The sequence below is a fragment of the Paraburkholderia sp. HD33-4 genome, assembly GCF_021390635.1.
Taxonomy (GTDB): Bacteria; Pseudomonadota; Gammaproteobacteria; order Burkholderiales; family Burkholderiaceae; genus Paraburkholderia.
This window is the reverse complement of record NZ_JAJEJS010000001.1, coordinates 1,392,811-1,417,419: the sequence shown is the minus strand read 5'-3', so window position 1 is coordinate 1,417,419 and position 24,609 is coordinate 1,392,811. Positions and strand designations below refer to the sequence as shown.

18 protein-coding genes and 1 tRNA gene are annotated in these 24,609 nt (G+C 63.1%); 4 read left to right on the top strand and 15 right to left on the bottom strand.

Annotated elements, in window-relative coordinates; genetic code table 11:
• The first annotated feature begins 58 nt into the window (after nt 1-58).
• Nucleotides 59-1,003, top strand: a complete 945-nt coding sequence (locus tag L0U84_RS06250; RefSeq protein ID WP_233848579.1) for a patatin-like phospholipase family protein — start codon at nt 59-61, stop codon at nt 1,001-1,003.
• Nucleotides 1,004-1,121: 118 nt separating this feature from the next.
• Here the strand turns inward: L0U84_RS06250 and L0U84_RS06245 are convergent, their stop codons facing one another.
• The 6 genes from L0U84_RS06245 to L0U84_RS06220 all read right to left on the bottom strand — a co-directional run bounded on the left by L0U84_RS06245 (nt 1,122) and on the right by L0U84_RS06220 (nt 8,204).
• Nucleotides 1,122-1,787, bottom strand: a complete 666-nt coding sequence (locus tag L0U84_RS06245) for a C40 family peptidase (RefSeq protein ID WP_233848577.1) — start codon at nt 1,785-1,787, stop codon at nt 1,122-1,124.
• Nucleotides 1,788-1,924: 137 nt separating this feature from the next.
• Nucleotides 1,925-3,556, bottom strand: a complete 1,632-nt coding sequence (locus L0U84_RS06240; RefSeq protein WP_233848575.1) for an ABC transporter ATP-binding protein — start codon at nt 3,554-3,556, stop codon at nt 1,925-1,927.
• Complete coding sequence (locus L0U84_RS06235) at nt 3,553-4,659, bottom strand: ABC transporter permease (RefSeq protein WP_233848572.1); 1,107 nt, start codon at nt 4,657-4,659, stop codon at nt 3,553-3,555. The genes L0U84_RS06240 and L0U84_RS06235 overlap by 4 nt, the downstream gene beginning before the upstream one ends.
• Entirely contained in the window at nt 4,659-5,696 is a 1,038-nt protein-coding gene (locus L0U84_RS06230) for a microcin C ABC transporter permease YejB (protein ID WP_233848570.1), read from the bottom strand. The genes L0U84_RS06235 and L0U84_RS06230 overlap by 1 nt, the downstream gene beginning before the upstream one ends.
• Before the next feature lie 49 nt (nt 5,697-5,745).
• The gene (locus L0U84_RS06225; protein ID WP_233848569.1) at nt 5,746-7,662 is read right to left on the bottom strand and encodes an extracellular solute-binding protein; all 1,917 of its coding nucleotides are present in this window, start codon (nt 7,660-7,662) and stop codon (nt 5,746-5,748) included.
• Between the two features lie 194 nt (nt 7,663-7,856).
• Nucleotides 7,857-8,204: a hypothetical protein gene (locus tag L0U84_RS06220; RefSeq protein ID WP_233848568.1), complete on the bottom strand. Its 348-nt coding sequence runs from the start codon at nt 8,202-8,204 to the stop codon at nt 7,857-7,859.
• A gap of 462 nt (nt 8,205-8,666) precedes the next feature.
• Here L0U84_RS06220 and L0U84_RS06215 point away from each other — a divergent pair, with 462 nt between their 5' ends.
• From L0U84_RS06215 to L0U84_RS06205, 3 genes are all read left to right on the top strand, one after another.
• Complete coding sequence (locus L0U84_RS06215) at nt 8,667-9,953, top strand: MFS transporter (protein ID WP_233848567.1); 1,287 nt, start codon at nt 8,667-8,669, stop codon at nt 9,951-9,953.
• 19 nt (nt 9,954-9,972) lie between these two features.
• Nucleotides 9,973-12,408: a glycoside hydrolase family 31 protein gene (locus tag L0U84_RS06210; RefSeq protein ID WP_233848564.1), complete on the top strand. Its 2,436-nt coding sequence runs from the start codon at nt 9,973-9,975 to the stop codon at nt 12,406-12,408.
• Between the two features lie 110 nt (nt 12,409-12,518).
• Nucleotides 12,519-13,703, top strand: a complete 1,185-nt coding sequence (locus L0U84_RS06205) for a porin (RefSeq protein ID WP_233848563.1) — start codon at nt 12,519-12,521, stop codon at nt 13,701-13,703.
• Between the two features lie 129 nt (nt 13,704-13,832).
• Here L0U84_RS06205 and L0U84_RS06200 read toward each other — a convergent pair whose 3' ends face one another.
• From L0U84_RS06200 to tilS, 9 genes are all read right to left on the bottom strand, one after another.
• On the bottom strand, nt 13,833-14,882 hold the full coding sequence (locus L0U84_RS06200; RefSeq protein ID WP_233848562.1) for a fimbrial protein: 1,050 nt from the start codon (nt 14,880-14,882) through the stop codon (nt 13,833-13,835).
• Between the two features lie 34 nt (nt 14,883-14,916).
• Nucleotides 14,917-15,201 carry a hypothetical protein gene (locus L0U84_RS06195; RefSeq protein ID WP_233848561.1) on the bottom strand — a complete coding sequence of 95 codons (285 nt, stop codon included), beginning with the start codon at nt 15,199-15,201 and terminating at the stop codon, nt 14,917-14,919.
• Nucleotides 15,202-15,271: 70 nt separating this feature from the next.
• Nucleotides 15,272-17,959, bottom strand: a complete 2,688-nt coding sequence (locus L0U84_RS06190) for a fimbria/pilus outer membrane usher protein (RefSeq protein WP_233848560.1) — start codon at nt 17,957-17,959, stop codon at nt 15,272-15,274.
• Nucleotides 17,960-18,068: 109 nt separating this feature from the next.
• Nucleotides 18,069-18,890 carry a fimbria/pilus periplasmic chaperone gene (locus L0U84_RS06185; RefSeq protein ID WP_233848556.1) on the bottom strand — a complete coding sequence of 274 codons (822 nt, stop codon included), beginning with the start codon at nt 18,888-18,890 and terminating at the stop codon, nt 18,069-18,071.
• 76 nt (nt 18,891-18,966) lie between these two features.
• Entirely contained in the window at nt 18,967-19,509 is a 543-nt protein-coding gene (locus tag L0U84_RS06180; protein WP_233848554.1) for a fimbrial protein, read from the bottom strand.
• A gap of 205 nt (nt 19,510-19,714) precedes the next feature.
• Complete coding sequence (locus L0U84_RS06175) at nt 19,715-20,353, bottom strand: response regulator transcription factor (RefSeq protein WP_233848552.1); 639 nt, start codon at nt 20,351-20,353, stop codon at nt 19,715-19,717.
• An 807-nt stretch (nt 20,354-21,160) separates the two neighbouring features.
• A tRNA-Ser gene (locus L0U84_RS06170) sits at nt 21,161-21,254 on the bottom strand.
• Nucleotides 21,255-21,434: 180 nt separating this feature from the next.
• Nucleotides 21,435-22,685, bottom strand: coding sequence for an aspartate kinase (locus tag L0U84_RS06165; RefSeq protein WP_233848550.1), 1,251 nt, complete (start codon nt 22,683-22,685; stop codon nt 21,435-21,437).
• Nucleotides 22,686-23,100: 415 nt separating this feature from the next.
• The gene (tilS, locus tag L0U84_RS06160; RefSeq protein WP_233848549.1) at nt 23,101-24,576 is read right to left on the bottom strand and encodes a tRNA lysidine(34) synthetase TilS; all 1,476 of its coding nucleotides are present in this window, start codon (nt 24,574-24,576) and stop codon (nt 23,101-23,103) included.
• Between the last annotated feature and the right edge of the window lie 33 nt (nt 24,577-24,609).

The following is a 24,609-nucleotide window of genomic DNA, read 5'->3' as shown; positions in this document are numbered from 1 at the left end:
CCTGATCGCGGTACGTGCGACGCCGCCTGCGTCGCCCGCGCCGTTGCTGGAGAACTCGTTGAAACCCTCATCCCCCAGTTTGAGCCGCCGCAGCTTTTCGCTGGCGGCCGCATCCGCGGTGCTTGCCGCCTGCACCACGACCGCCGGCAAACTCGAAGGCACGCCGATCACCGCGACGCCGACCGTCCCGCCGCCAGAAAAAGCGCAACAGAAACCGGTTCGCGTCGCACTCGCTCTCGGCGGCGGCGCCGCGCGCGGCTTTGCGCACATCGGCGTCATCAAGGCGCTCGAGGCACGCAATATCCAGATCGATCTGGTCGCCGGCACGAGCGCCGGCTCCGTAGTCGGTGCGCTGTACGCGTCGGGCATGAACGGCTTCGCGCTGAACAAGCTCGCGCTCTCCATGGACGAAGCGTCGATCAGCGACTGGGCGATGCCGTTTCGTACGCGCGGCTTCCTGCAGGGCGTCGCTCTGCAGAACTACCTGAACACGACGCTGAACAATCGCCCCATCGAGAAGATGGCGAGGCCGCTCGGTGTGGTCGCGACCGATCTGCAAACCGGCCAGCCGATCCTGTTCCAGCGCGGCAACACCGGCATCGCGGTGCGCGCGTCGTGCAGCGTGCCGTCGATTTTCGAGCCGGTGAAGATCGGCGGTCACGAGTATGTCGATGGCGGTCTCGTGAGCCCGGTACCGGCGTCGTTCGCGCGCAAGATGGGCGCGGATTTCGTGATTGCCGTCGATATCTCGCAGCGACCGGAGACCGGCGTCACCGCAAGCTCGTTCGATGTGCTGATGCAGACCTTCACGATAATGGGCCAGACGATCAAGGCCTACGAACTCGACAAGTACGCCGACGTGGTGATCCGACCGAATCTCGCGGCGATGAGCGGCAGCGATTTCTCACAGCGCAACGCGGCAATTCTCGCCGGGGAAGAAGCGGTCGCGAAGATGATGCCGGAGTTGCAGCGCAGGCTCGCCGCGCGGCGAATGAGCGCCTGAAGGCGGTCGGGGTGCTGCACGGCCGCTGTGCGCCACCCAGGCAAAACTACCCGCATCAAATGCAAAAAGCCTGCTTCGGACGAAGCAGGCTTTTTTTGTCGCCGGGCTCAGCGTGGAATCAGTTATTCCCGCCGATCGTCGCGCTCACGCGCTGGCGCAGATCGTCGGCCTGATACGAGGTCTCGATCCGACGCGCACCCGTGAAGCGTTTTTCCCAGTAGCCATCATCCATGTCGTCGACACGGATCGTGCTGCCGGTGGACGGTGAGTGCACGAACTTGTTGTCGCCGATATAGATGCCGACGTGCGAGAACGTGCGGCGCATCGTATTGAAGAACACCAGATCGCCCGGCTTCAGGTCGCTTACGCGCACCTTCTCGCCCATGCGGCTCATTTCCTCGGCACGACGCGGCAGCGCCAGACCGAGCGTGTCCTGGAACACGTAGCGCACGAAACCGCTGCAATCGAGCCCCGAATCGGGCGTATTGCCACCCCAACGGTAGCGAACGCCGATCATGTTCAGCGCGCCGACCACCACGTCGCCAGCCTTGCCGGCCATGCCGGAAAGGAATGACTTGGCGCTGCCACTATTGCTATCGGGCGCCTTGGGTTGCGGAGTGAGGAGGGAGAGAGGATCCGAGCCGTTGGTGGTCGGATACGAGGCATTCTGATTGAAACTGCTGACTTCGTCGGCGAACGCGCCGGGAGCTGCTGCCATCAAGACGCCAATGAACATCCCGGCGACGACGCGCGTGCAAGCCTGGGTGAAGTTTCTGTGCTGCATTGGTCGGTAGTTTTTGCCAAAAAATCAGGGGTCTACGAAAAAAAGTTTGCTCGATACTAGCCAGTAAGTATTTGCGTGTCAAAAGGAATAGGAAAAATCAATCGACATACGCACTCAATTGGGGAAAGGGTGAAAAATCAACGATCAAGCGCCGCTTTCAGCAGCTTTCGAGTGTAAGGATGCGCGGGCGCCGCAAAAATCTTCTCGACTTCGCCCGTCTCGACGATCGATCCGTTTTGCATCACCACGACGCGATGCGCCATCGCCCCGATCACCTCCAGATCGTGGCTGATGAACACGAAGCCGAGGTTGTATTTGTGCTGCAAGCCGGTGAGCAGCTTAAGCACCTGCTGCTGAATCGAGACGTCGAGCGCGCTGGTCGGTTCGTCCAGGATCAGCACGCGCGGCTCCAGCACCAGCGCGCGCGCGATCGCGATGCGCTGCCGCTGCCCACCCGAAAATTCGTGCGGATACCGATACAGCGCCGTACGGTCGATGCCGACTTCGCGCAGCACCGCGAGCACTTTGTCGCGCCGCGCCTGCGGGGTCATCTGCGGCCGATGCAGCGCGAGCCCCTCGCCGACGATCCGCTCGATCGTCTGTCGCGGCGAAAGCGAACTAAAAGGATCCTGAAAGACGACCTGCATATTCGAGCGCAACGCGGTCTTTTCGGCGCCGCGATAGCTCCCGAGCGCCCTGCCCTGAAACTCGATCTCGCCGTGCGCGGTGCGCTGCAGACCGAGCAGTGCCATCGCGAGCGTCGACTTGCCCGAACCCGACTCGCCGACGATCCCGAGCGTCTCGCCCTGGCGCACCGACACGTTCGCCTCGTTGACCGCGCGAAACCGCCCCGACCCCAACCAGCCACGCAGGCCCGGCAGCTTCGTTTTGAAGTCGACCGACACGTCGCGCGCTTCGAGCAGCACCGGCGAGATCGGCAGCACGGGCACGACCTCCCGCTGCGGCCGGCTCGCGAGCAACCGCTGCGTATACGGATGACGCGGCGCCTCGAACACCTGCTCGACCGTGCCGGTTTCAACCAGCACGCCCCGCTCCATCACCGCGACGCGCTGCGCGAAGTGGCGCACGAGGTTCAGGTCGTGCGTGATCAGCAGCACGGCCATGCCTCTTTTTTGCGCTTCGTCGCGCTGCAGTTCCAGCAGCAGCTCGACGATCTGAGCGCGGATCGTCACGTCGAGCGCGGTGGTCGGCTCGTCGGCGAGCAGCAGGCGCGGCCGGCAGGCGAGCGCCATCGCGATCATCGCGCGCTGCCGCTGGCCGCCCGACAGCTGATGCGGGTAGCTGTTCACGCGCTTCTGCGGCTCGGCGATGCCGGTGCGCGCAAGCAATGCGACCGCGCGCTTCGCCGCCTCGTTCGCGCTGACGCCATCGTGCACGACGATCGTCTCGGTAATCTGGTCGCCGATCGTGTACAGCGGGTTGAGCGCGGTCATCGGCTCCTGGAAGATCATCGCGATGTCGGAGCCACGCAGGCCGCGCATCGAGCGCTCGCTCTTCGCGAGCAGGTCTTCGCCATCGAAGCGGATCGCGCCGCTCACCTGCGCGTCGTTCAGCAGGCGCAGCACCGACAGCGCGGTCACGCTCTTGCCCGAGCCCGACTCGCCGACCAGCGCGACGCGTTCACCTCGCGCGATCGCGAGCGTGACGTCGTCGACGGCCACCGTGTCGCCGAACGCGACGCGCAGATGGTCGAGTTCGAGCAGCGGCGTATCCGTCGAGCGCGGATCGCTTTGCGGCAGCGCGCTCATTGACCACCTCCGGCGTGCATGGCATCGGAGATGCGCGTGTCGAGCGCGTTGCGCAGCGCGTCGCCCATGAAGGTCAACAGCAGCAGCATTGCCACCAGCACGCCGAAGGTCGACACCGAGATCCACCACGCGTCGAGGTTCGCCTTGCCCTGCGCGAGCAGCTCGCCCAGGCTCGGCGTCGGCGGCGGTACGCCGAGGCCGAGAAAGTCGAGACTCGTCAGCGCGAGAATCGCGCTGCTCATGCTGAACGGCAGGAACGTGATGACCGGCGTCAGGCTGTTGGGCAACACGTGGCGCCACATGATCTGCCAGTGCGACAGACCCATCGCGCGCGCGGCGCGCACATAGTCTTGCTGGCGATTGCGCAGGAACTCGGCGCGCACGTAATCGGACAGGCCAATCCAGTTGAACAGCGACAGCAGCACGATCAGCAACGCGAAGCTGCGCTCGAAGATCGACGAAAAGATGATCAGCAGATAGAGCTGCGGCATCGCGTTCCAGATCTCGATCAGACGCTGCCCGACGATATCGGTACGGCCTCCGAAGTAACCTTGCACCGCCCCCGCGACGATGCCGACGATCGTGCTGATCACAGTCAGCACGAGGCCGAACGCGACCGACACGCCGAAGCCGTACAGCAGGCGCGCGAACAGATCGCGGCCGCGGTCGTCGGTGCCGAGCCAATTCTCGCGCGACGGCGGCGCCGGGTTGGGCGCCTTCGAGAAGTAATTGAGCGTGTCGTAGTAGTAATGATTCGGCGGATACAGCGCGAAGTTGCCCGGCGCATCGAAGCGGTGACGGATGTACGGATCGAGATAGTCGGTCGGCGTCGGGAAGTCGCCACCGAAGGTGGTCTCGGCGTAGGTCTTGACGAGCGGGAAATACAGATGCCCGTCATAGCGCACGACGACCGGCTTGTCGTTCGACCACAGCGGTCCCGCGACGCTTGCCGCGAACGCCACGACGAAAATGATCAGGCTCCAGTAGCCGAGCCGCTGCTGGCGAAAACGCCGCCACACGCGACGCGCCGGCGACGGCGACATCAGTGCGCGCGCGGGTTCGGTGCGCGCCGCCGCATCGGCGGAAAGGCGGGCTCGATTCATCAGCGCTCCAGTTGTTCGAATTGGATGCGGGGATCGACCCACACGTAGCAAAGATCGGAGATCAGCCGCGTGACGAGGCCGATCAGCGTAAACAGGTACAGCGTGCCGAGCACGACCGGATAGTCGCGCCGCATCACCGATTCGTACGACAGCAAGCCGAGCCCGTCGAGCGAGAACAGCGTTTCGATCAGCAGGCTGCCGGTGAAGAACGCGCCGATGAACGCGCCCGGGAAATTGACGATCAGCGGCAGGAGCGCATTGCGAAATACGTGCTTCCACAGTACGCGCCGCTCGGACAAACCTTTGGCGCGCGCGGTCAGCACGTACTGCTTGCGGATTTCGTCGAGGAACGCGTTTTTCGTCAGCATCGTGACGACCGCGAAGCTGCCCACCACCGACGCGGTAATCGGCAACGTGATATGCCACAGATAGTCGAGAATCTTGCCAAACAAGCTTAGCTGGTCCCAGTTGTCGGAAGTGAGGTTGCGCAGCGGAAACAACTGCAGGAACGTGCCGCCGCCAAACAGCACGAGCAGCAGCACGCCGAGCACGAAACCGGGAATCGCGTAGCCGACCAGCACGACGAGGCTCGTCGCGATATCGAAGTGCGAACCGTTGCGCACCGCCTTCGCGATGCCGAGCGGCACGGATATCAGATAAGTGAGAAAGAACGTCCACAGGCCGATGCTGATCGACACCGGCAGCTTCGACACGATCAGCGACCACACGCTCTGATGACGGAAATAGCTCTGGCCGAGATCGAAGGTCGCGAAGCGCTTGAGCATCAGCACGTAGCGTTCGAGCGGCGGCTTGTCGAAGCCGTATAGCTGCTTCAGTTGCGCGATCTGTTGCGCGTCGACGCCGCTATGCGAGCGCAACCCGAACGGCGAAGCGCCCTCCGCGCCCTTGCGCAACTCGTGCGTCATTTGCTCGACGGGACCGCCCGGCACGAACTGGATCACGACGAAGGTCAGCGTCAGCACGCCGAGCAGCGTCGGAATCATCAGCAGCAGACGTTTGAGGATGTAGCTCCACATAGGCGGTGTTCCAGTGCGAACGCGTTGGTGAGGGCGATGGGTCTGCGGATCAGTCGGCGGTGCCGGTGTGCGTGCGCGCCTGCGGATCCTCGTACCACCACATCGTCGTGATCCAGCCCTCCGCGCCATAGTACAGCGGCAAAGTCTTCGGCCACGCGAGCCCGCGCTTGAACGCGACGCGGTGCGTGCCGCTGTACCAGTGCGGCACCACATAGTAGCCATGCGTCAGCAGACGGTCGAGCGCGTGAGCGGCATCGGTCAGCTGCTCGCGCGTTTGCGCATGCACCAGCGCGTTCAGCACCGCGTCGACGGCCGGCGACTTCAGGCCGATCGCGTTGTCCGAGCCGGGGGTATCGGCGGCCTTGCTGCCGAACCGGGTGATCTGCTCGGAGCCCGGCACCTGCACGTCGGGCATGCGAATCGTGGTCACGTCGAAGTCGAATGCGTCGAGCCGTTTCTGATAGACCGCGAAGTCCGTGGTGCGGAAGTTCGCGGTGATGCCGAGCTTTTGCAGGTTGCGCGTGAAGGTCGCGATGATCGGCTCCATCGACGAAGCCGAACCCGAGTCGTCGAGTATCTCGAACTGGAACGGCTCACCCTTCGCGTTGCGCAGCGCGCCGTCACGATAGGTCCAGCCGGCCTGCTGCAGCAGATCGCGCGCCTCCAGCAGGTTCGCGCGCAGCGAGCCGGGCGGATCGGTATCGGGCTGCTTCGGGATCGGCCCGAATACCGCCGGGTCGAGCTGCGAGCGAAACGGCTCGAGCAGCGCGAGCTCGCCCGGCGAGGGCAGCCCCTTCGCCTGCCATTCGGTGTTGGCGAAATAGCTATCGATGCGCGTGTACTGGCTGAAAAACAGCTGTCGGTTCAGCCATTGAAAGTCGAGCGCGAGATCGAGCGCCTTGCGCACCCGTACGTCCTGAAACAGCGGCCGGCGTATGTTCAGGAAAAAGCCCTGCATGCCGGTGCCGTTGTGCTGCGGGAACTCGCGCTTGATCAACTCGCCGCTGTCGAACTTCTTGCCGACGTCGCGCCGCACCCAGTTGCGCGCGATGTATTCGACGAGCGCGTCGTACTCGCCGGCCTTGAACGCCTCGAGCCGCGCGGTGCTATCCGCGTACAGCTTGTAGACGATGCGATCGAAGTTGTTCATGCCGATGCGCACCGGCAGATCGGCGCCCCAGTAGTGCGGGTCGCGTTTGAACGTGATCGTGCGGCCGTTGTCGTAGCTGTCGATCAGATACGGCCCGCTGCCGATCGGCTTCTCGAACGCAAGCTGATCGAACGGAATGCGGCTGCCGTCCGGCTTGATCCCCCACTTGCGCGAGAACACCGGCATGCTGCCCGCGAGCAGCGGCAACTCGCGATTGCGCTCGCCAAACTCGAAGCGCACCGTGGCCGGATCGACGACGACCGCACGCTTGATCTCGCTGAAAAGCGATGCGAACTGCGGCGCGGCTTGCGGGCTCTTCAGCGTGTCGAGCGAGAACTTGACGTCGTCGGCGGTGACGGGCTCGCCGTTCGAAAAGCGCGCGCGCGGATTGATGTGGAACGTGACCGACAGGCCATCGGGTGCGACGACGATGTCGTCGGCGAGCAGCCCGTAGGCCGACGCGACTTCGTCGCTGCTGCCGATCGTCAGGCTCTCGAACATCAATTCGAGGCCAGGCGCCGCGTTGCCGCGCAGCGTGAACGGATTGAACTTGTCGAAGCTCGTGAGACGGCTCGGGTTCGCGAGCACGAGCGTGCCGCCTTTCGGCGCGTCGGGATTGACGTAATCGAAGTGCTTGAAGCCGGCCGGATATTTCGGCTCGCCATATTGCGCGATCGCATGCGCGGCATGAGCGTGCGGTGCGACGAGCAGACTCGCGCACAGCAGCGCGACGGCGAACGCGGCGCGCAAGGGTCCGTGGATCACGTTGTGCCGAAGTCCCTCAGGCGTTTGAACCCGTCGCGAGCCGGTTGTCATGGAGTCGTGCTGGTAAGTGGGCAGTGACGATGTGGGGGATTCTACCCAATTAGCTTGCGCGATCTGGCAGGCACCTGCGACGAAATGCGTCAGCTATCGAATGTCTTCAGCGAAAAAACAAAAACCGCCCTCGAAGGGCGGTTCTGTTGTCGATGCGGCCGGTTGGCGCGCTTCAGGGCTCACGCAGCGCCGGCTCAGTGCCAGCCGCGATGCTCGTCGTAATGACCGCGCGCATAGTCGCCGTGGCCCGGCGGATGGTGGCGATACCAGTCGTCACGCGCCCAGTAGCGGCGGCCGTCCCAGTAACGGTCGCCATGCCAGCCCACCACGATTTGCGGACCGCCGTAGTACACGGGAGCCGGCTGATAGATGACGGGCGGCGGAGGCGGCGGAGGCGGCGCGTAGACCGGAGCCGGCGCGACGTAGACCGGCGCGGGAATGCCGATATTGACCCCGATGTTGAGCCCCGCTGCCATCGCGGCACCCGATGTAGCCAACGTCAACACCCCGAGCATTAGCGGAACAAGACGAGCGGACTTCATTGATCACCTTTGTAGGAACATGTTTTGTTGGCGGAAATATAGCGCAAGGCAGCAACCCGCGTATTTCAACTTTGTAATAACTGATGCTGAAAATCGCCGCGCCGTCCGCGGCGTAACGTCTGGTTACATCCGCCAGACGGCCGTGAAAAAACGCCGCCCGCGCGGCCAGCGCTTCCTCGCCTCGCCGAACTCCCGAAAACGAACATTTAAATGTTCGAAAGAACATGTGTGTTCGATATTTTTCGACGTAGTCATCCGACCACTCCTAAGAATTCAAGCGAAAATTATTAAATTTTGCCGAAAAATCAAGGAAACAGACGACAACAACTATGGTTTTCCCGGATACCTAGGTAGTTTCCAAGTGGTAGGATGACTGCCATTGAAAACCAATAAATGTTCGAATTCGCGCATACCTGAGCACTGCTTCGAAAGCAACCGCTCGATGCGCCACGGAGACTGATTTTGAAAACGATCAAGGGATTGCGCTGGTGGATCATCGCCCTCGTTTGCGTTGGGACGATCGTCAACTATCTGTCGCGTAACGCACTCGGCGTGATGGCGCCCGAACTGATGAAGCTGCTGCACATGAGCACGCGGCAGTACTCCTACGTGGTCGGTGCGTTCCAGGTCGGCTATACGGTGATGCAGCCGGTCTGCGGCCTGATCATCGATCTGATCGGGCTGCGCCTTGGCTTCGCGCTGTTTGCGTGCCTGTGGTCGTTGACCGGTGTGTTCCACGGTTTCGCCGGCAGCTGGTTTTCGCTCGCGGCATTGCGCGGCTTCATGGGCCTGTCCGAAGCGGTCGCGATTCCCGCCGGCATGAAGGTCGTCGCCGAATGGTTTCCCGATCGTGAGAAGTCTGTCGCGGTCGGCTATTTCAATGCGGGCACCTCGCTCGGCTCGCTGCTCGCGCCGCCGCTCGTCGTGTTCCTGTCGCTGCGCTACGGCTGGCAGAGCGCATTCGCGGTGACCGGCGCACTTGGCTTCTTCTGGGCCGCCGCATGGTTCGTGCTGTACCGCTCGCCCGCCGAGCACAAGCGCGTGAGCGACGCCGAGCGCAGCGCGATCGTCGAAGGCCAGGCACCGCCCGCGGCGCGCCGCGCGAGCGTGCGTGAAGTGCTGCGCACGCGCCGCTTCTGGGCAATCGCGCAGGCGCGCTTTTTCGCCGAGCCCGCGTGGCAAACGTTCAGCTTCTGGATTCCGCTTTATCTCGCCACGCAGCGTCATATGGATCTGAAACAGATCGCCATGTTCGCGTGGCTGCCGTTTCTCGCCGCGGACCTGGGCGGCCTGTTCGGCGGCTATCTGTCGCCGTTCCTGATGAAGCGTTTTCGCGTGCCGCTGATCTGGTCGCGCATCTCGGGCGTCGTGCTCGGCGCCGTGATGATGCTCGGACCGGCGTCGATCGGTCTCGTCGCCTCGCCGTACCAGGCCATCGCCCTCTTCTGCGTCGGCGGCTTCGCGCACCAGATGATCTCGGCGCTCGTCAACACCCTCGCCGCCGACGTCTTCGATCCGGGCGAAGTCGGCACCGTCGCGGGCTTCGCGGGCATGGCCGCGTGGATCGGCGGCCTCGGCTTCTCGCTGATGGTCGGTGCGCTCGCCGATTCGATCGGTTACACGCCGCTGTTCGGTGCGCTCGGCGCGTTCGACATCATCGGCGCGACGCTGCTGATCATCCTGATGCGCGGTGTGCCGCGCCATGGCCGCGCACGCCGCGCCGACCTGAGCGTCAACCCTGCCGCCTGACCTCTCTCGAAGACTCATCATGCATTCACAGATCAATCTCAAACATCCGCCGCGCTTCGCGCTCGCTCCCCACGCCGGCAACTCCGCGCGCAACCCGGTCGTGCTGAGCGCGCAGCCGAATTGCCGCATCGAGCTGTTCGTGCTCGCCGAAGACATCATCCGTGTGCTCGTGCTGCCGGACGGCGAAACGCACGGTCCGCGCACGTGGGCGATCGCGCCCGGCGCCGACGACGTGCCGCTCGAAGGCCGCGAGCGCCGCGACCTGCGCGGCTTCACACCGCCGCCGTTCACGGTGAGCGAACAGGCTGGCCACGTCGTGATCGAAACGGCCCGTGTACGCGTGAGCGTCGCGCTCGAAGGCGGCGCCTGCGCGTGGGACATCCTGCGCGAAGGCACGTGGCATCGCGTGATGAGCGATCGCAAAACCCAGGCGTACAACTTCGGCTGGTGGGACTCGCGCGTCTATCACTACGTCGAACGGCGCCACGACGAAATGTATGTGGGCCTCGGCGAGCGTGCCGGCTCGCTCGATCGTGCGCAGCAAAGCTACGAGATGCGCAATATCGACGCAATGGGCTACAGCGCGCGCACCACGGACCCGCTGTACAAACACATCCCGTTCTACGTGACGTGGCAGCCGCAGACGTCGACGGGCTTCGGCCTGTTCTACGACACGCTCGCCGATTGCCGCTTCGACATGGGCCGCGAGCTCGACAACTATCACGGTCACTATCGGCATTTCATCGCCGAGCATGGCGATCTCGACTACTACTTCATTGCGTCGCCGGGCTCGCCGCTCGACGCGGTGCGCCGCTTCACGTGGCTCACCGGGCGTCCCGCGTGGATGCCGAAGTGGGGCCTCGGCTACTCGGGCTCGACGATGAGTTACACCGACGCGCCCAACGCGCAGCAGCAGATGGGCGAATTCATCGAGCGCTGCCGCGAGCACGACGTGCTGTGCGATTCGTTCCATCTGTCGTCGGGCTATACGTCCATCGGGCCGAAGCGTTACGTGTTCAACTGGAATCACGAGAAGTTTCCGGACATCCACGGCTTCGTGCAGAGCTATCTCGATCACGGCGTGCGTCTGTGCGCGAACATCAAGCCGTGTCTGCTGCAGGACCACCCGGCGTTCGACGACGTCGCCCGGGCCGGGCTGCTGATCGAAGCGCCCGATGGCGAGCCCGCATGGGTCCAGTTCTGGGACGAAGTCGGCGCGTATCTCGACTTCACGAATCCCGCGACGATCGACTGGTGGAAAGCGCGCGTGAAGGACGCACTGCTCAAATACGGCATCGCGGCCACCTGGAACGACAACAACGAGTTCGAGATCTGGTCGCCGCATGCGATTGCACGCGGCTTCGGCAAGCCGTATCCGGCACACCAGGCGAAGGTGCTGCAAACGCAGCTGATGATGCGCGCGTCGCACGACGCGCAGCGCGAGCACGCGCCCGACAAGCGCCCGTTCCTCGTGTCGCGCTCGGGCGGCGTCGGCATGCATCGGTATGTACAAACGTGGTCGGGCGACAACTACACGTCGTGGGAAACGCTGCGCTTCAACCTGAAGATGGGGCTCGGGCTCGCGATGTCGGGCGTGTCGAACAGCGGCCACGACATCGGCGGCTTCTCGGGTCCGGCGCCGGAGCCGGAACTGTTCGCGCGCTGGGTCGCGTTCGGCATCTTCCTGCCGCGCTTTTCGATTCACTCATGGAACGACGACGGCACCGTCAACGAACCGTGGATGCATCCCGAAGTCACGCGGCACGTGGCGAATCTGATCAAGCTGCGCTATCGACTGATCCCCTACCTGTACGAATTGCTGTGGCAATCGCATAGCGCGTACGAGCCGGTGCTGCGGCCGCTGTTCGCGGAGTTTCCGCACGATCCGCGCTGCCTCGTCGATGGCGACGACATGATGCTCGGCGCGTCGATGCTGGTCGCGCCGGTGGTCGATCCGGGCCAGAGCACGCGCGACGTGTACCTGCCGGCCGGTTCGCGCTGGGTGTCGTACTGGAGCGGCGAAGCGTTCGACGGCGGCCAGACCGTCACGCTGCCCGCCCCGTTCGAGCGACCGGTGTTCCTGCTGCGCGAAGGCAGCGTGATTCCGCTGAACATCGCCGAGCAGCATTTCGGCCGTCCCGCCGACGAACGCGCGTTCCTCGCGGTGCCGTACGCCGGCGCGGGCACCGCGCAAGGCGGCTCGATCGAGGACGACGGCGAGACCGAAGCCTGGCGCAACGGCGAGCAAGGCCGCTGGAACGTCACGCTGACCGGCGACACGAACACCCTGCGCGTGACGCTCGAGCGTGCGCAATGGACGCGTCACGCGCAGCCGCAGGTGCGCGTGTTCGTGCCGATGCACGAGACACGCGCGATCGTCTGCACGAACGGCACGCTCGAGGCCGATCACACCGCGGACGGCTGGCGCTGCCTGACGATTGCGCTGCCGCACTGAGTCAGCGCACAAAGGCACAAGAGCCCTGACTCGCACTACTAGGCACTGAACAACAAACCGCACCGGCCTGAGGGATCAGGCCGTCCATTCAGTCTGGAGACATCCCAATCATGAAAATAAACCAGCGCGCGCGCACCCGCGCGTTCGTCCTCTGCTGCCTGCCGTTTGCGGGTGCCGCATGGTCGATCAGCGCGTCGGCGCAAAGCAGCGTCACGCTATACGGCGTCGTCGACAACGCGTTCGCCTACTCAAGCAACCAGAAGGGACATTCGAACTTCTACATGAGCCAGGGCAACCTGCAGGCGAGTAAGTTCGGCTTCCTCGGCGCCGAAGATCTCGGCGGCGGCACGAAGGCGATCTTCCGGCTGGAAAGCGGCTTCAATTCGCTGACCGGCGCGCAAAGCACCGCCGGCTACCTGTTCAACCGCCAGGCTTATGTCGGCCTCGCGAACGACCACTACGGCACCGTCACGCTCGGCCGCCAGTACACGCCCTACTTCAATATGGTCGGCGCTCTCGGACCGACCGGCGTGCTGACCGGCGCGACCGGCGCGCATCCGGGCGATCTCGACGCCCTCGACACGACGCTGCGCTTCAATAATTCGGTAACCTACCTATCACCGACGATCGCGGGCCTGCAGGCAAGCGCGCAGTACGGTCTCGGCGGCGTGCCCGGCAGCGTCGCGAACGGCGGCCTGTTCAGCGCGGCGTTGCGCTACGACTTCCAGCCGATCTCGCTCGCGGCAGGCTACGTGAAGCTGAAGGACATCGCAACGAGCCCGGCCCTCGGCAGCTTCGCGATCAACTCGCCGGTCAATAACGGCTACGCGAGCGCGCGCAGCACGCAGATGATCGCCGCAGCGGGCCGCTATACGTGGCACGATCTGATGCTCGGCCTCAACTACTCGAATGTGCAGTACGCGCCGGGCCACGGCTCGCTGTTCTTCGACAAGGCCGTGTTCAACACGTACGGCGCGATCGCAACCTACCGGATCACGCCGAGCGTGACCGTCGGCGGCGGCTATAGCTTCACGCAGGCGAGCCAGGCGAACGGCATCACCGATCCGGCCCACTATCACCAGATCTCGCTGGAACAAACCTACAACCTGTCGACGCGCACCACGCTGTACGCGCTGGAGGCCTATCAGCATGCAAGCGGCAAGTCGCTGATCGCATCGGGCAGCGGCGTGACCATCGCCGACGCGGTTGCGGTGGTCGGCGACTCGCAGAACACGACGCCGTCATCGGGTCCATCGCAGTTCGTCGGCATGGTGGGGTTGCGGCACGCGTTCTAGGCGATGCGGTTTTGGTCGGCGGCACGACCGGTTCAATCAGTCGGAGTCTTTGCCCGTCGCGCTGAACCTGGCGTCCCCCGACCGATGGCCGCGCAGTGGTCGCGGCCGCTTCGTCGACGTGGCACGTGTTTACTGATATGACATGGTGAATGTCGCGACGCCTTTCGCACTTCCAATGGTCATCGTATTACTGGTTTTCACGTAACGCCCGCCAAAGGGCAAACTGACCACGGAGCCGCTGCCCGCGCTGGCACCAACAAATATCTGATGCAAATTGCCCGCCGCCGACGAGTCCGGTCCAAACGAGACCGGACTGCCATCTTTGACGATCTGAATACCGACGCCGCTCGCGCTCGACCCCGCCGCCAACGATAGAGCGTTCGAATGATTCGCGGGATCGTTGTTGTCCGTAAAGGTGACGTAGTAATTCGTCGTCACCCCGGAGCAATTCAACCCGATCTGAAAAGGGACCGTATCCGACGACGATCCCACCGCCTGGAATCGACTGAGCGGTACGTTTCCCAGAGACACGCCGATTGAAGGCGTCGTGACGGTACAGGTCTGATTCGCGATCTGCACAGGGCTCGCCAATGACACTGTGCTGGCGTTGAGGCCGCCCACCGTCGTCGAAAAATACTGGCCGGGCGGAAGCGTCTGGCTGCTGACGAGCGGCGACAGCTTGATCAACTGCATCGTGATGGTCGGCCCCAGATACGCGTAGCACCTTCCGCCCGCCACCTGACTGCACGACGCCGGCTCGAAGAGCGAGACCGGCAACTTTCGGGCACCGCTGGGAAAGTATTGCCCGTTCGCCTGCAGCGTATAGCCGATACCCGTCGAGCCAATCGGCATCACGCTGTTCGAGCCGGACGAGCCTCCTCCCTGCAGGTTCGTGTAGACCGCCGACGCGTCCGTCGTGCAATGCACGCCGAATGGTGCCGCGCTATTGAAGGTGACCGTCGCGGTACCCTGGCCGATCACGCTGCCCACCGCTGCGTCACGCGCAACGGTGATCGGCGACGCGATCGAGATCGTCAGACTCGGCGCGCCAGCCGAGCCTTGCGTGCATTGGGCATGCGCGGTGCCCGGCAGCAGCATCGTCAGGATCAACGCGCATGCCGATGACAGCCCTTTGGTCGCGACGGCTGCGGGATGAACAAATCTGCGGATGGGTTTCATCAATTTTCTTCCTGTAAGCGCGCGACCGTGCGCGTCAATGCGCAGGCGGCAACGGCACGAAACCGACGCCGTGGCCGCCACGCTTGCCCGCGCTATTGCCAGCGCCATAGGCCGACTGGGTCGCCGACGCGCCGGAAGGACCCGGTGCGCCGCCCGTCGATACATGATGGTTGCGCCAGTCTCCATGCGCCCGGTTCGGCGCGGCAACCGCAGGATTACCTGCAATGCCCTGTGAACGAACCCTCTGCGGGTGGGCCGATAACACCGGCACGGTGGTGAGCGCGAACAGCCAGACGGCCAGTAAATGACGGGTTTTCAATTGAGCGCTCCCTTTGAGCGTTGATTGAATGGATGCGCGGGCGGATGGACATCGGGGCACAACCTGCGTTTCAGTCCTGGTATGCGTCAGCGGTGGAGCCTGGATCCGGGTCGTCGAGCGTACGCTGCGGCGTCGGCATCTGTGCGCTGGCGGTCACGTTCGCCGCTGCCTGCATCTGCCGCACGTTCGCGCTCACATCGCAGACAGCCTCGGCATGCGCGAACCTGCCTTTGTCCTCGTCGCGCGACGGCAGCTGATAGTGCAGCAGACACTCCTCGTCAGCGGCATTGCCCCACTTGACGGACAGCGTGCCCGCGTCGTCGATGCCCCGCGCGAAAATGCGACTACCTTGTCCGATCACGCCGATGTCGCGGCCCCGCGCATCGTGCACGCTCGCGCCGAACGGCAGCGGCGCGCCGTTCGGACGATGCGCGGTGATCACAGCGGCACGGCCCGTGACGGTATCGAAATGGATCATCACGACCGAGTTCGCGCGCGGTGTCACCTGTCGCGTCGTCGACTTGAATTCGACGTCGAGCGGCAAGCCCTTCGGATCGATGTCGACCGTGTTGGTCCGGTACGGCATCAGATATGGAATCACCGCATAGCCGCGACTATCGATACGGACCCCCGGCGAATTCGTCACGCGTGCGCCGTTGCTCCCCTTCGCTTCGACGATGCCGACCGTCTCGCCGAGATCGTTCGCGAAGGTAACGCCGCCCGGATGCGCGACGAGCGCGCCCGACATGCCACCCGACACCTGCGAGTAGCCCGAACCCGTGCTCGCGCCGGCGAGGAAGGTCGCGTACGGGCTGCGGTACTGCCCATTGACGCCGCCCACCGTCGAGCCCGGCGCATGATTCACGTTCACACCGTAGCTGAACTCGTTGTCCGCGCCCGCGATGCCCGTCAGCATCGCCTGCTCGGACCAGCCGCTGATGTTGTCGTGGGCGACGCTGGTCGCGAGGGACGGAGCGTGCTGCGATTTGCCGAGCGGCACGGACACGTTGAGGAACAGCTGGTTGTTCATCTGGCCGCTCAGCGTATCGAGCTGCCGCGACAGCGACAGGTTGTAGCTGAAGATCGTGCGCAGCGCGCGCACGATGTTGTTGTAGCCGAGCTGGAATTGCGTCGTCGTGCCCGCGCGGTTCCAGTAGTCCAGCGTCGAGCCAACCGCGTAAGCGTTGCCCCAGCCGTCGCCAAAGCCCTGGTTCATCGTCAGCTGGACCTGATTGCGTTGCCGGTCGATCGCGGTCGGCGACTGGCCGGCGTCGAGCGCGTTGCGCGCGAACATCGCATCGCGCAGCGCCCAGAAGCCGCTCGACGAATAGCGATACGCGGCGACCGCGAAGTTCGTGTCGGTCGACGACACCAGCTTGCTGTAGCTGATCCGCACGCTCTGGCCCGACGTGTTCGCCGCGCCGCGGATGCTCGCGCTCGCCTGTGTCACGTCGAGCGCGAGCGCGCCGAGCGGCGTATTGAACGCCGCGCCGACCAGCCCCGCCGCGTAGCCCTGCGCCGCGATTACGCCGGCGTAGCCGGTGACCACGTTGTTGATGCCGTACTGGAAGGTGCCCTGCAGCAGGTTCGGGTGGTGGTCCAGCTCGGCGTCGCGGATCTGGCCGAGCACGAAGTTAAAGCGCGGCACGCCAGGGCGCAGCAACTGCACCACTGATGCATACGGCACCGTAAAGCCGCGCTGGCTGCCGTCGGCTTCGGTGATCGTCACCAGCAGGTTGCCCCCGTAACCGGTCGCGTATAGATCTTCGATCTCGAAGGCGCCGGGCGCGACCGTGGTCTCGTATAGACGGCTGCCGTTCTGCGTGACCGTCACGCGCGCATTGGTCAGCGCGACGCCGCGAATCACCGGTGCGTAGCCGCGCTGCGAATCGGGCAACATGCGATCGTCGGTGCCGAGTTGCACGCCGCGGATGCCGATGCTGTCGAACACCGCGCCGTCGGTGAATGCATCGCCGAGCGTCAACTGGCTGCGCGTGCCGGGCAGATCGTGCTGCGCGTAGGTTGCGATGTTCTGATACGAACGCGGGCCGTTCGACTGCCAGTTCAACGCCGAATTCTGCCGCAGATGCCAGCTGCCGATATTGACCCCGCCGTTCAGACCGAGGTAGGTCTGCGTGCTGCCGTAACCGGAGCCCATCACGCGAAACGAGTTCAGGTTGTAGCCGAGCGTGGCGGACGGCACGCCCGCATCCCAGAATTCCGGGCTCACATAGCCTTGCGGATTGCGCGACAGCGCGATTTGCGGAATGCTCACATCGAGCCGCAGATCGGACAGATCGAACGATGCCGACGCGCCCTCGACGATCTTGCCCAGATTCAGGCACTCACCCCCGCGCGCCAGCACTGCGCGCGCTTCATCGGACAGTTTCGTCTGATTCAGCCCGAGGCGCGCGACGAGCGACTTGTCGAAGCACGGCGTCGCGCTGTCGAAGCCCTCCTGTCTACGGAAGTTCACGGCGGGATGGCCGTTCCAGTTGCCGTTCACAAACAGATCGACCGTATATTCGCCGGGCACCACCGGATTGCCACGCTCGAAACGCGACACGTCGACGCTCTGATTGCCCGGCTTCATCAGAAACTCGTCGTCGAACCGAACCTGGGCGACTACCGCCCGATCAGCATGCGCAATGGAGGGGACCCACGTTGCGAGAGCACCGAGGATCACGAGATGGCTACGCAACGGCGCGGGCGATCTGCCCGCGCGGCGGATCGGTTGATCCTGCTGTCGGATACGCATGAAAACCGTTCTTTGGATACTGGACGCGCGTGCTTGACGCGAGATGACTCGAGCGGGTGCGACGCCCGTGCCGGTCGCGGCATAGATGGGTTGCCGCAGGCGACTTTGCTTAAGGCTCTGCCACGGGCGGAGGTGCCGGCCGCTCCTGATATTGCCCGGGTATGCCGGCGCCATAGTCGTTCAGGAATTTGTAGTCGACCTGCAGCGGCGCCCCCGACAGCGACGTGACATTGCCGACGTCGTAGTCTCGCGTCGCGCGCGGTTCGAGCATGCCGCCGTTGCCGTCGGTCCACGTGCCGCCGCCCGCCTTCGCAACAATCTGCGTGAACGTGACGTGATACGGCGTCGGATTGGTGGCCTCGAGGACATAGCCACCGCCATGCTGTTTCGGCACGAACTTCCAGCTGACTTTCGCGGGTGCTTCATCCGCCCGGCCGGCGAGTCCGGTCGGACGAAAGAACAGCTTGATGCGTGAGCGCAATGCCAGACGCAGCAGGTTGCGCTCGGCGCTATCGACCGGCGCGGCACTGGGAGGCACCTCGAGCAGGTTGAACCAGAACAGCGACTCCCTGTCTTGCGGCAGCGCGTCCTGCGTATAGATCAGCCGCGCACTTTGGCCTTTTTTCGGATCGAGCCGGAACAGTGGCGGCGACAGCGTGAACGGAACCTGAATTTCATCCGGCAGCGACTTCGGGTTGCCGGTATCGAGCCAGACCTGCACGAGCGCCGGATCGTTGCCGACATTGTCCATCTTGACCGTGATCTCACGGTCGCTCGCGCCGTACACCAGACGCGTTCCATTGATGACGACACTCGCGTCGGCGACGCCTGAACACAACGACAAGGCGGCCGCTGCCGCCAACACATTTCTACGTATTGCCATCTTCACGCCCCACTTACCCGGCAAGCCCGCATCGCCGCTGAAAATCATGGCAGCAGCCAGCGCCGGAGAGACGCCAGCTGCCGTTTCACCACATCAGATACGGCCGATGACCACTCCGTACCGCTTACTGATAGGCGATCGAATAGAACGCGCTGGTCCTGACCGAACCCGCACTTGCCGGGCCGTCCGTCGCGACGTATTCCGCAAAATAGTCCAGCGTCGCGCTGCCGTCCGTGATCGTGGCCGACTGCGAGTTCTGTCCGCTTTGCGCGACGCCCAGTTGAATGATGCTGCGGTCCTTATTGCGCAAACGGACCTCGACATTCGATGCGCTGCCCCTGTTGTTCTGCAGCCGGCCGGTTGTAACATTGACGTCGGTGTTAGGCTCGAAGTACGTCGACGCGGTACCCGAATCGGGCGAGCAGTTGGTTAGCGTGATGTTGAATGGCGTATTGCCGGCCACCGCTCCACTGGTGGACAACTCAGAACTCGACACCGACGGCAGTGTCACCACGAAGCTCTTGTTGCCGCCGTCCCCGCTGATCGTGCAGGTCTGCGCGGTGATGTTGCCGTTGAACACGATCATGCCGTCGGCTGCGAACGCTGCGCACGGCATGCCGATCGCCGCCGCGACTGCCGCACATGCGAGTGAAGGTGCAAGTTTCATTTTGTTCCCTTTCAAATTGGATATCGAATCAAAAATCGCCCTGAATAAAAAATCAGCGCGCACTGATAATTCGGCATGACACACGCGATGCCAAGAAAATTCTAAATCCATCCCAAATTAGTCGGGATCTACTTACTACTATTTTTTGGAATAGCTTGATCCAAGCGCCCGGACCAATGGTTTGCGCTGTTCGCTCGCCGAAAAACTAGCGCCGCACGGGCAACATGTATTCAAACAGCTCACGATCGTTGGTAAAGCCGAGCTTTTTCATGCCCTGTTTGCGCTGCGTACTGACGGTCTGCAGGCTCCGATGTCTTAATGCCGCGATTTCACTGATACTCATGCCGCTGACGTACAATCGCAGCACCTCTCCTTCACGCGCCGACAGATGTCCGATCTTCCTTGCTTCGAATTCTTCGCAATGGTTAATACCGGTGATGCGTCGCACTGACGGTGCAATATAGAATTGGCCGCGTGAAACGGAACGCACCGCGCTAATCACCTCTTCCGGCGAGTCGTTTTTGAGCAGTACGCCATGCGCCCGCGAATTGATGACTGCTCTCAATAACAAGGGATTGATGAGCGTGGTGACGAAGATGACCTTGGTGGAAGGATAGGTCCGGCGCAACAGTGCCATCAGAGAGCCCCCGTCCCTGTACATCTCCCCGCGGATCTCGAAATCACTCAGCAGTACGTCGACCTCTTTTTCCCGAAGCAACTCAATGATTGCCGTGGAGTTTTCCGCCTCACCGACCACTCGCAAGCCTGCTTGCCTTCCGAAAATGCACCGCATTCCTATTCGCAGAATCGAATTGCCGTCCGCGATAGCAATCTTAGTAAGCAAAACCCACCTCCAAACGATGGTTATCTATCACCACTGCATCAGTGAAAACCGATTTTTATGATTTTCTCAAAATCTAAAACGTCTTTTCCTCCATAGAAACAAAGATCGACCACGCAGCCAAAAAAGCATCTTGTTTAGATTATTGGAATTCAAGACAAATTCATAAAACTAGCGCCAACCGTGACCGCTCTTTACGTCGCTGGATGACTCCAGAAAAGGTGGCAACTACCGTCTGCGGCGCCTTATTATCACGTATTGTGGGCACCATTCACCAAAACGCGAAATAGTATAAAAACCAAATATTTGTCAATTAATGCAAATGCCGAGTAGATCTTTATTGATACGCAGACACAATTCGCATCATGTTTTTAATATTAAATTCGTTCTGGATCGTATATTAAGAATTATCCGAAATTTGACAGAGCTTACGGGTAGCCGCATCGCGGCCACACCGACTCCGCGCAAAGCGCCACAAGGTCGATATGGGGCACGTTGTGAGCTGCGGCCGTTGCTGCTGTCCACTGAGTCGTCTGTGGGCCGGCGCGGGCATCAACGGCGCCAGACATTCATCAGGAGACCTGCATATCGACGACGGACGTCGTCATGCGCTGGCGGATCGGGCGCTACCTGCCACCAGACGATTCGATGCCCGACCGGCCTCCACCGCGCCAGCGCGCACCGCCTGCAGCGAGCTAACGGAACAATCGGCGAGAGGTATCGAGCGAGATCGAAATCGAAATCGAATAGACCCGCGGAAAAACAAAAACCCCGCAGAGCCTAGACTCTGCGGGGTTTCGCCACCATTACTGGCGGAGACGGAGGGATTCGAACCCTCGATCCAGGTTTTGGCCCAGATGCTCCCTTAGCAGGGGAGTGCCTTCGACCTCTCGGCCACGTCTCCCAAACTTTCTGTCGCACAGGGAGTCAGTGCGACGAAGCCAAGATAATAGCGGGACGGGCCGATAAGGTCAATGTCTGACGAACATTATTTGTGCCAACGTGGCGTCTCGCGACGCAATTCATTCACATGAACGCCACAAAACAAACGGGGCGCTCTGGAGCGCCCCGTTTTTTCCGCCATTTATGCCTGATCGAGTTCGAAGGCCTTATGCAGCGCGCGCACCGCGAGCTCCATGTACTTTTCGTCGATCAACACCGAAATCTTGATTTCGGACGTCGAGATCATCTGGATGTTGATGCCCTCTTCCGACAGCGTGCGGAACATCTTGCTGGCGATGCCGACGTGCGAGCGCATGCCCACGCCGACCACCGACACCTTCGACACCTTCGGGTCGCCCAGCACCTGCTCGGCCTGCACGTGCGCCTTCACCGTGCCGGTGAGGATCTCCATTGCACGCGCATAGTCGCCGCGGCCAACGGTGAACGTGAACGCCGTCTTGCCCTCGACGCTCTGATTCTGGATGATCATGTCGACGTCGATATTCGCGTCCGCCACCGGGCCGAGAATCTGATACGCGATGCCCGGCTTGTCGGGCACGCCCATCACGGCGATACGAGCTTCGTCGCGCTGGAACGCGATGCCCGAGATGACTGCTTTTTCCATGGTCTCGTCTTCTTCAAAAGTAATCAGGGTGCCCGACTTCATTTCTTCGTCGAGCGGCATCAGCGGATCGGTCAGGCTCGACAGCACGCGCGTCTTCACCTGATATTTGCCGGCGAATTCCACCGAGCGGATCTGCAGCACCTTCGAACCCAGGCTGGCCATTTCCAGCATTTCTTCGAACGTCACGCGGTCGAGCCGGCGCGCTTCTTCGACGACGCGCGGGTCGGTCGTATACACACCGTCGACGTCCGTGTAGATCAGGCACTCGTCGGCCTTCAGCGCGGCCGCTACCGCGACCGCCGACGTGTCCGAGCCGCCGCGGCCGAGCGTCGTGATGTGGCCTTCGGGGTCGATACCCTGGAAGCCGGTGATCACGACCACCTTGCCGGCTGCGAGGTCTTGCATGACACGCTCGCCGTCGATGTCGCTGATGCGCGCTTTCGTGAACGCGCTGTCCGTTTTGACCGGCACCTGCCAGCCTGCGTAGCTGACCGCCTCGACGCCGGCTTCCTGCAGAGCGATCGCGAGCAGACCCGAGCTGACCTGCTCGCCGGTGGCGGCGATCATGTCGAGCTCACGCGGGCTCGGTTGAGTCGTGATTTCTTTCGCGAGGCCAAGCAGGCGATTGGTTTCGCCGGACATTGCCGACGGCACGACGACCATCTGATGGCCAGCCTTGTGCCATTTCGCGACGCGCCTGGCGACGTTCTTGATGCGCTCGACCGAGCCCATCGAGGTGCCGCCGTATTTATGTACGATGAGTGCCATTGTCGTTCTGAACTTGAAGAGAAACCGCGCTGGCGCGCTGGAGACGACCGCACAGGAAGCACAGGGGCGCAACGTCTCGTGAACGGCGGCAAAGTGTGTGGCGGCGTAGATGCAGCACGCGTGCAGCACGCGCGGATTTGCCCGGGATGAGATCGCAAATGGCTGATCGGATTTGAACGGCGGCGACGGATCACGCTCGCCTACCGGCACTAACGACCGAGAGCGACAAAAGCGACGGCGAAATCGGGTCGGGCAAACAAGCTAAAGTACCTGATTAGGCACAAAAAGACAAGACGCAACGAGCGTTCAAATGCGTCAAATCGGGCCTGCAATGGCCTGTTTTGTCGTTGATTTGCGCCCTATTTCACGATTTCGACATTCGTGAGCGCGGCTTGCGTGACTGTCCGTTGGCCGGTCAGGCAATCAGCAGATCCTCGCGCCAGACGATTTTGGCGCGCGCTTCGCGCTCCGGGGATGCGTCGCGCACAGTTCCCCGATTCACCCCGATCAGCGGCACGAACAGCAGTTCATCGCCAACGTAAAGCAGTGGCACGTCGCGCTTCCATGCGGGAATGCCGCGTTCCTGAAACAGGTTCTTCAGCGTGCGGCTCGGCGTACCCGGCGCACCGATGCGCATGCGTTCGCCGCCGCGGCGCGCCCGCACGCTTAGCGAGGCTCGTTGCAGGACGCTGACGGGAACGGTGTGGAATGCTTCGTCGCGTTGCGCTTCGTCAGATGCGTCGGTTGCGTCGGATGCAGCGGCTGGATCCACCACCGCGAACACGAACGTGCCCCGCCATTGCGGCAAATGCCAGACCTCTTGTCCCTGCCACGCAAGTTCGCTGATCTCGCGCTCGACGAGCGCGGTTTCGTCGGCTGGCGCGCTGCTATCGCCGGCCTCCCAGTAGACGAGACCGCGATAGCTGCGCAACGCATGCCCCGCGTGATCGATGCGCAAACGATGTCCGTCCTCACCCGCACCGACTTCACGCAACTGCCGCAGCGCATCCGCTACACGCGCGCTCGATGCCGCGACGAAGCCGAGCGTACGCATCCAGTAGCGCAGCAGATTCAGTGCGCGATCGTCGTCCAGTGCAAGCAGCGCGGCGTGCGCGAGTGCGCGTCCTTCATCGCGTGACGCGCTCTCCATGTCCGCGCGCGCGAGCGTATCGAGCAGGCGCTGCGCCGATCCCGCATGCGCGGCCGTGCGCGCGAGCGCGTCGCGAAAGCCCGGGAAGTGCACCGCGAGCACCGGCATCACCTGATGGCGCAATGCGTTGCGCGCGTAACGCATGTCCGCGTTCGATTCGTCGTCGATCCAGCGCAGCTTGCGCGCACTCGCATAGTGTTCGAGTTGCGCGCGCAGCAGATGCAACAGCGGTCGCACACGGGTCGTCGACGCACCCGCCGGCAGCGAGCCGGGCGCCATCGCAGCGAGACCCGCCAGCCCCGCGCCGCGCAGCAGTTGCAGCAGCACGGTCTCGGCCTGATCGTCGGCATGCTGCGCGAGCCATAGCGTGCGAATGCCGTGCGTTGCGCACATCGCGTCGAGCGCGCGATAACGCGCGTCGCGCGCCGCGGCCTCGATGCTAACGCCCGGCGCGCGCGAAACGTCCACGCGTCGCGCGTCGAATTCGACGCCACGTTCGCGCGCGAAAGCCTCGCAATGGGCGAGCCATGCATCGGCATTCGGACTCAAACCATGATGAACGTGTAGCGCGATACAACGCGACGCACCCGCGACGCGCGCCGCCGCATCGAGCAGCACGCTCGAATCGACGCCGCCGCTGAATGCGACCGCAATGCGCGCGTTCGGATCGAGCCCGGACAACGCCGCGCCGAGCGCCTCGATCACGAGGCGCTCGGCGGATGAGTCTGCGGTGGTGGTCACGTCGTTAGCGCGCAAAGCGCCGGTGGACGATAG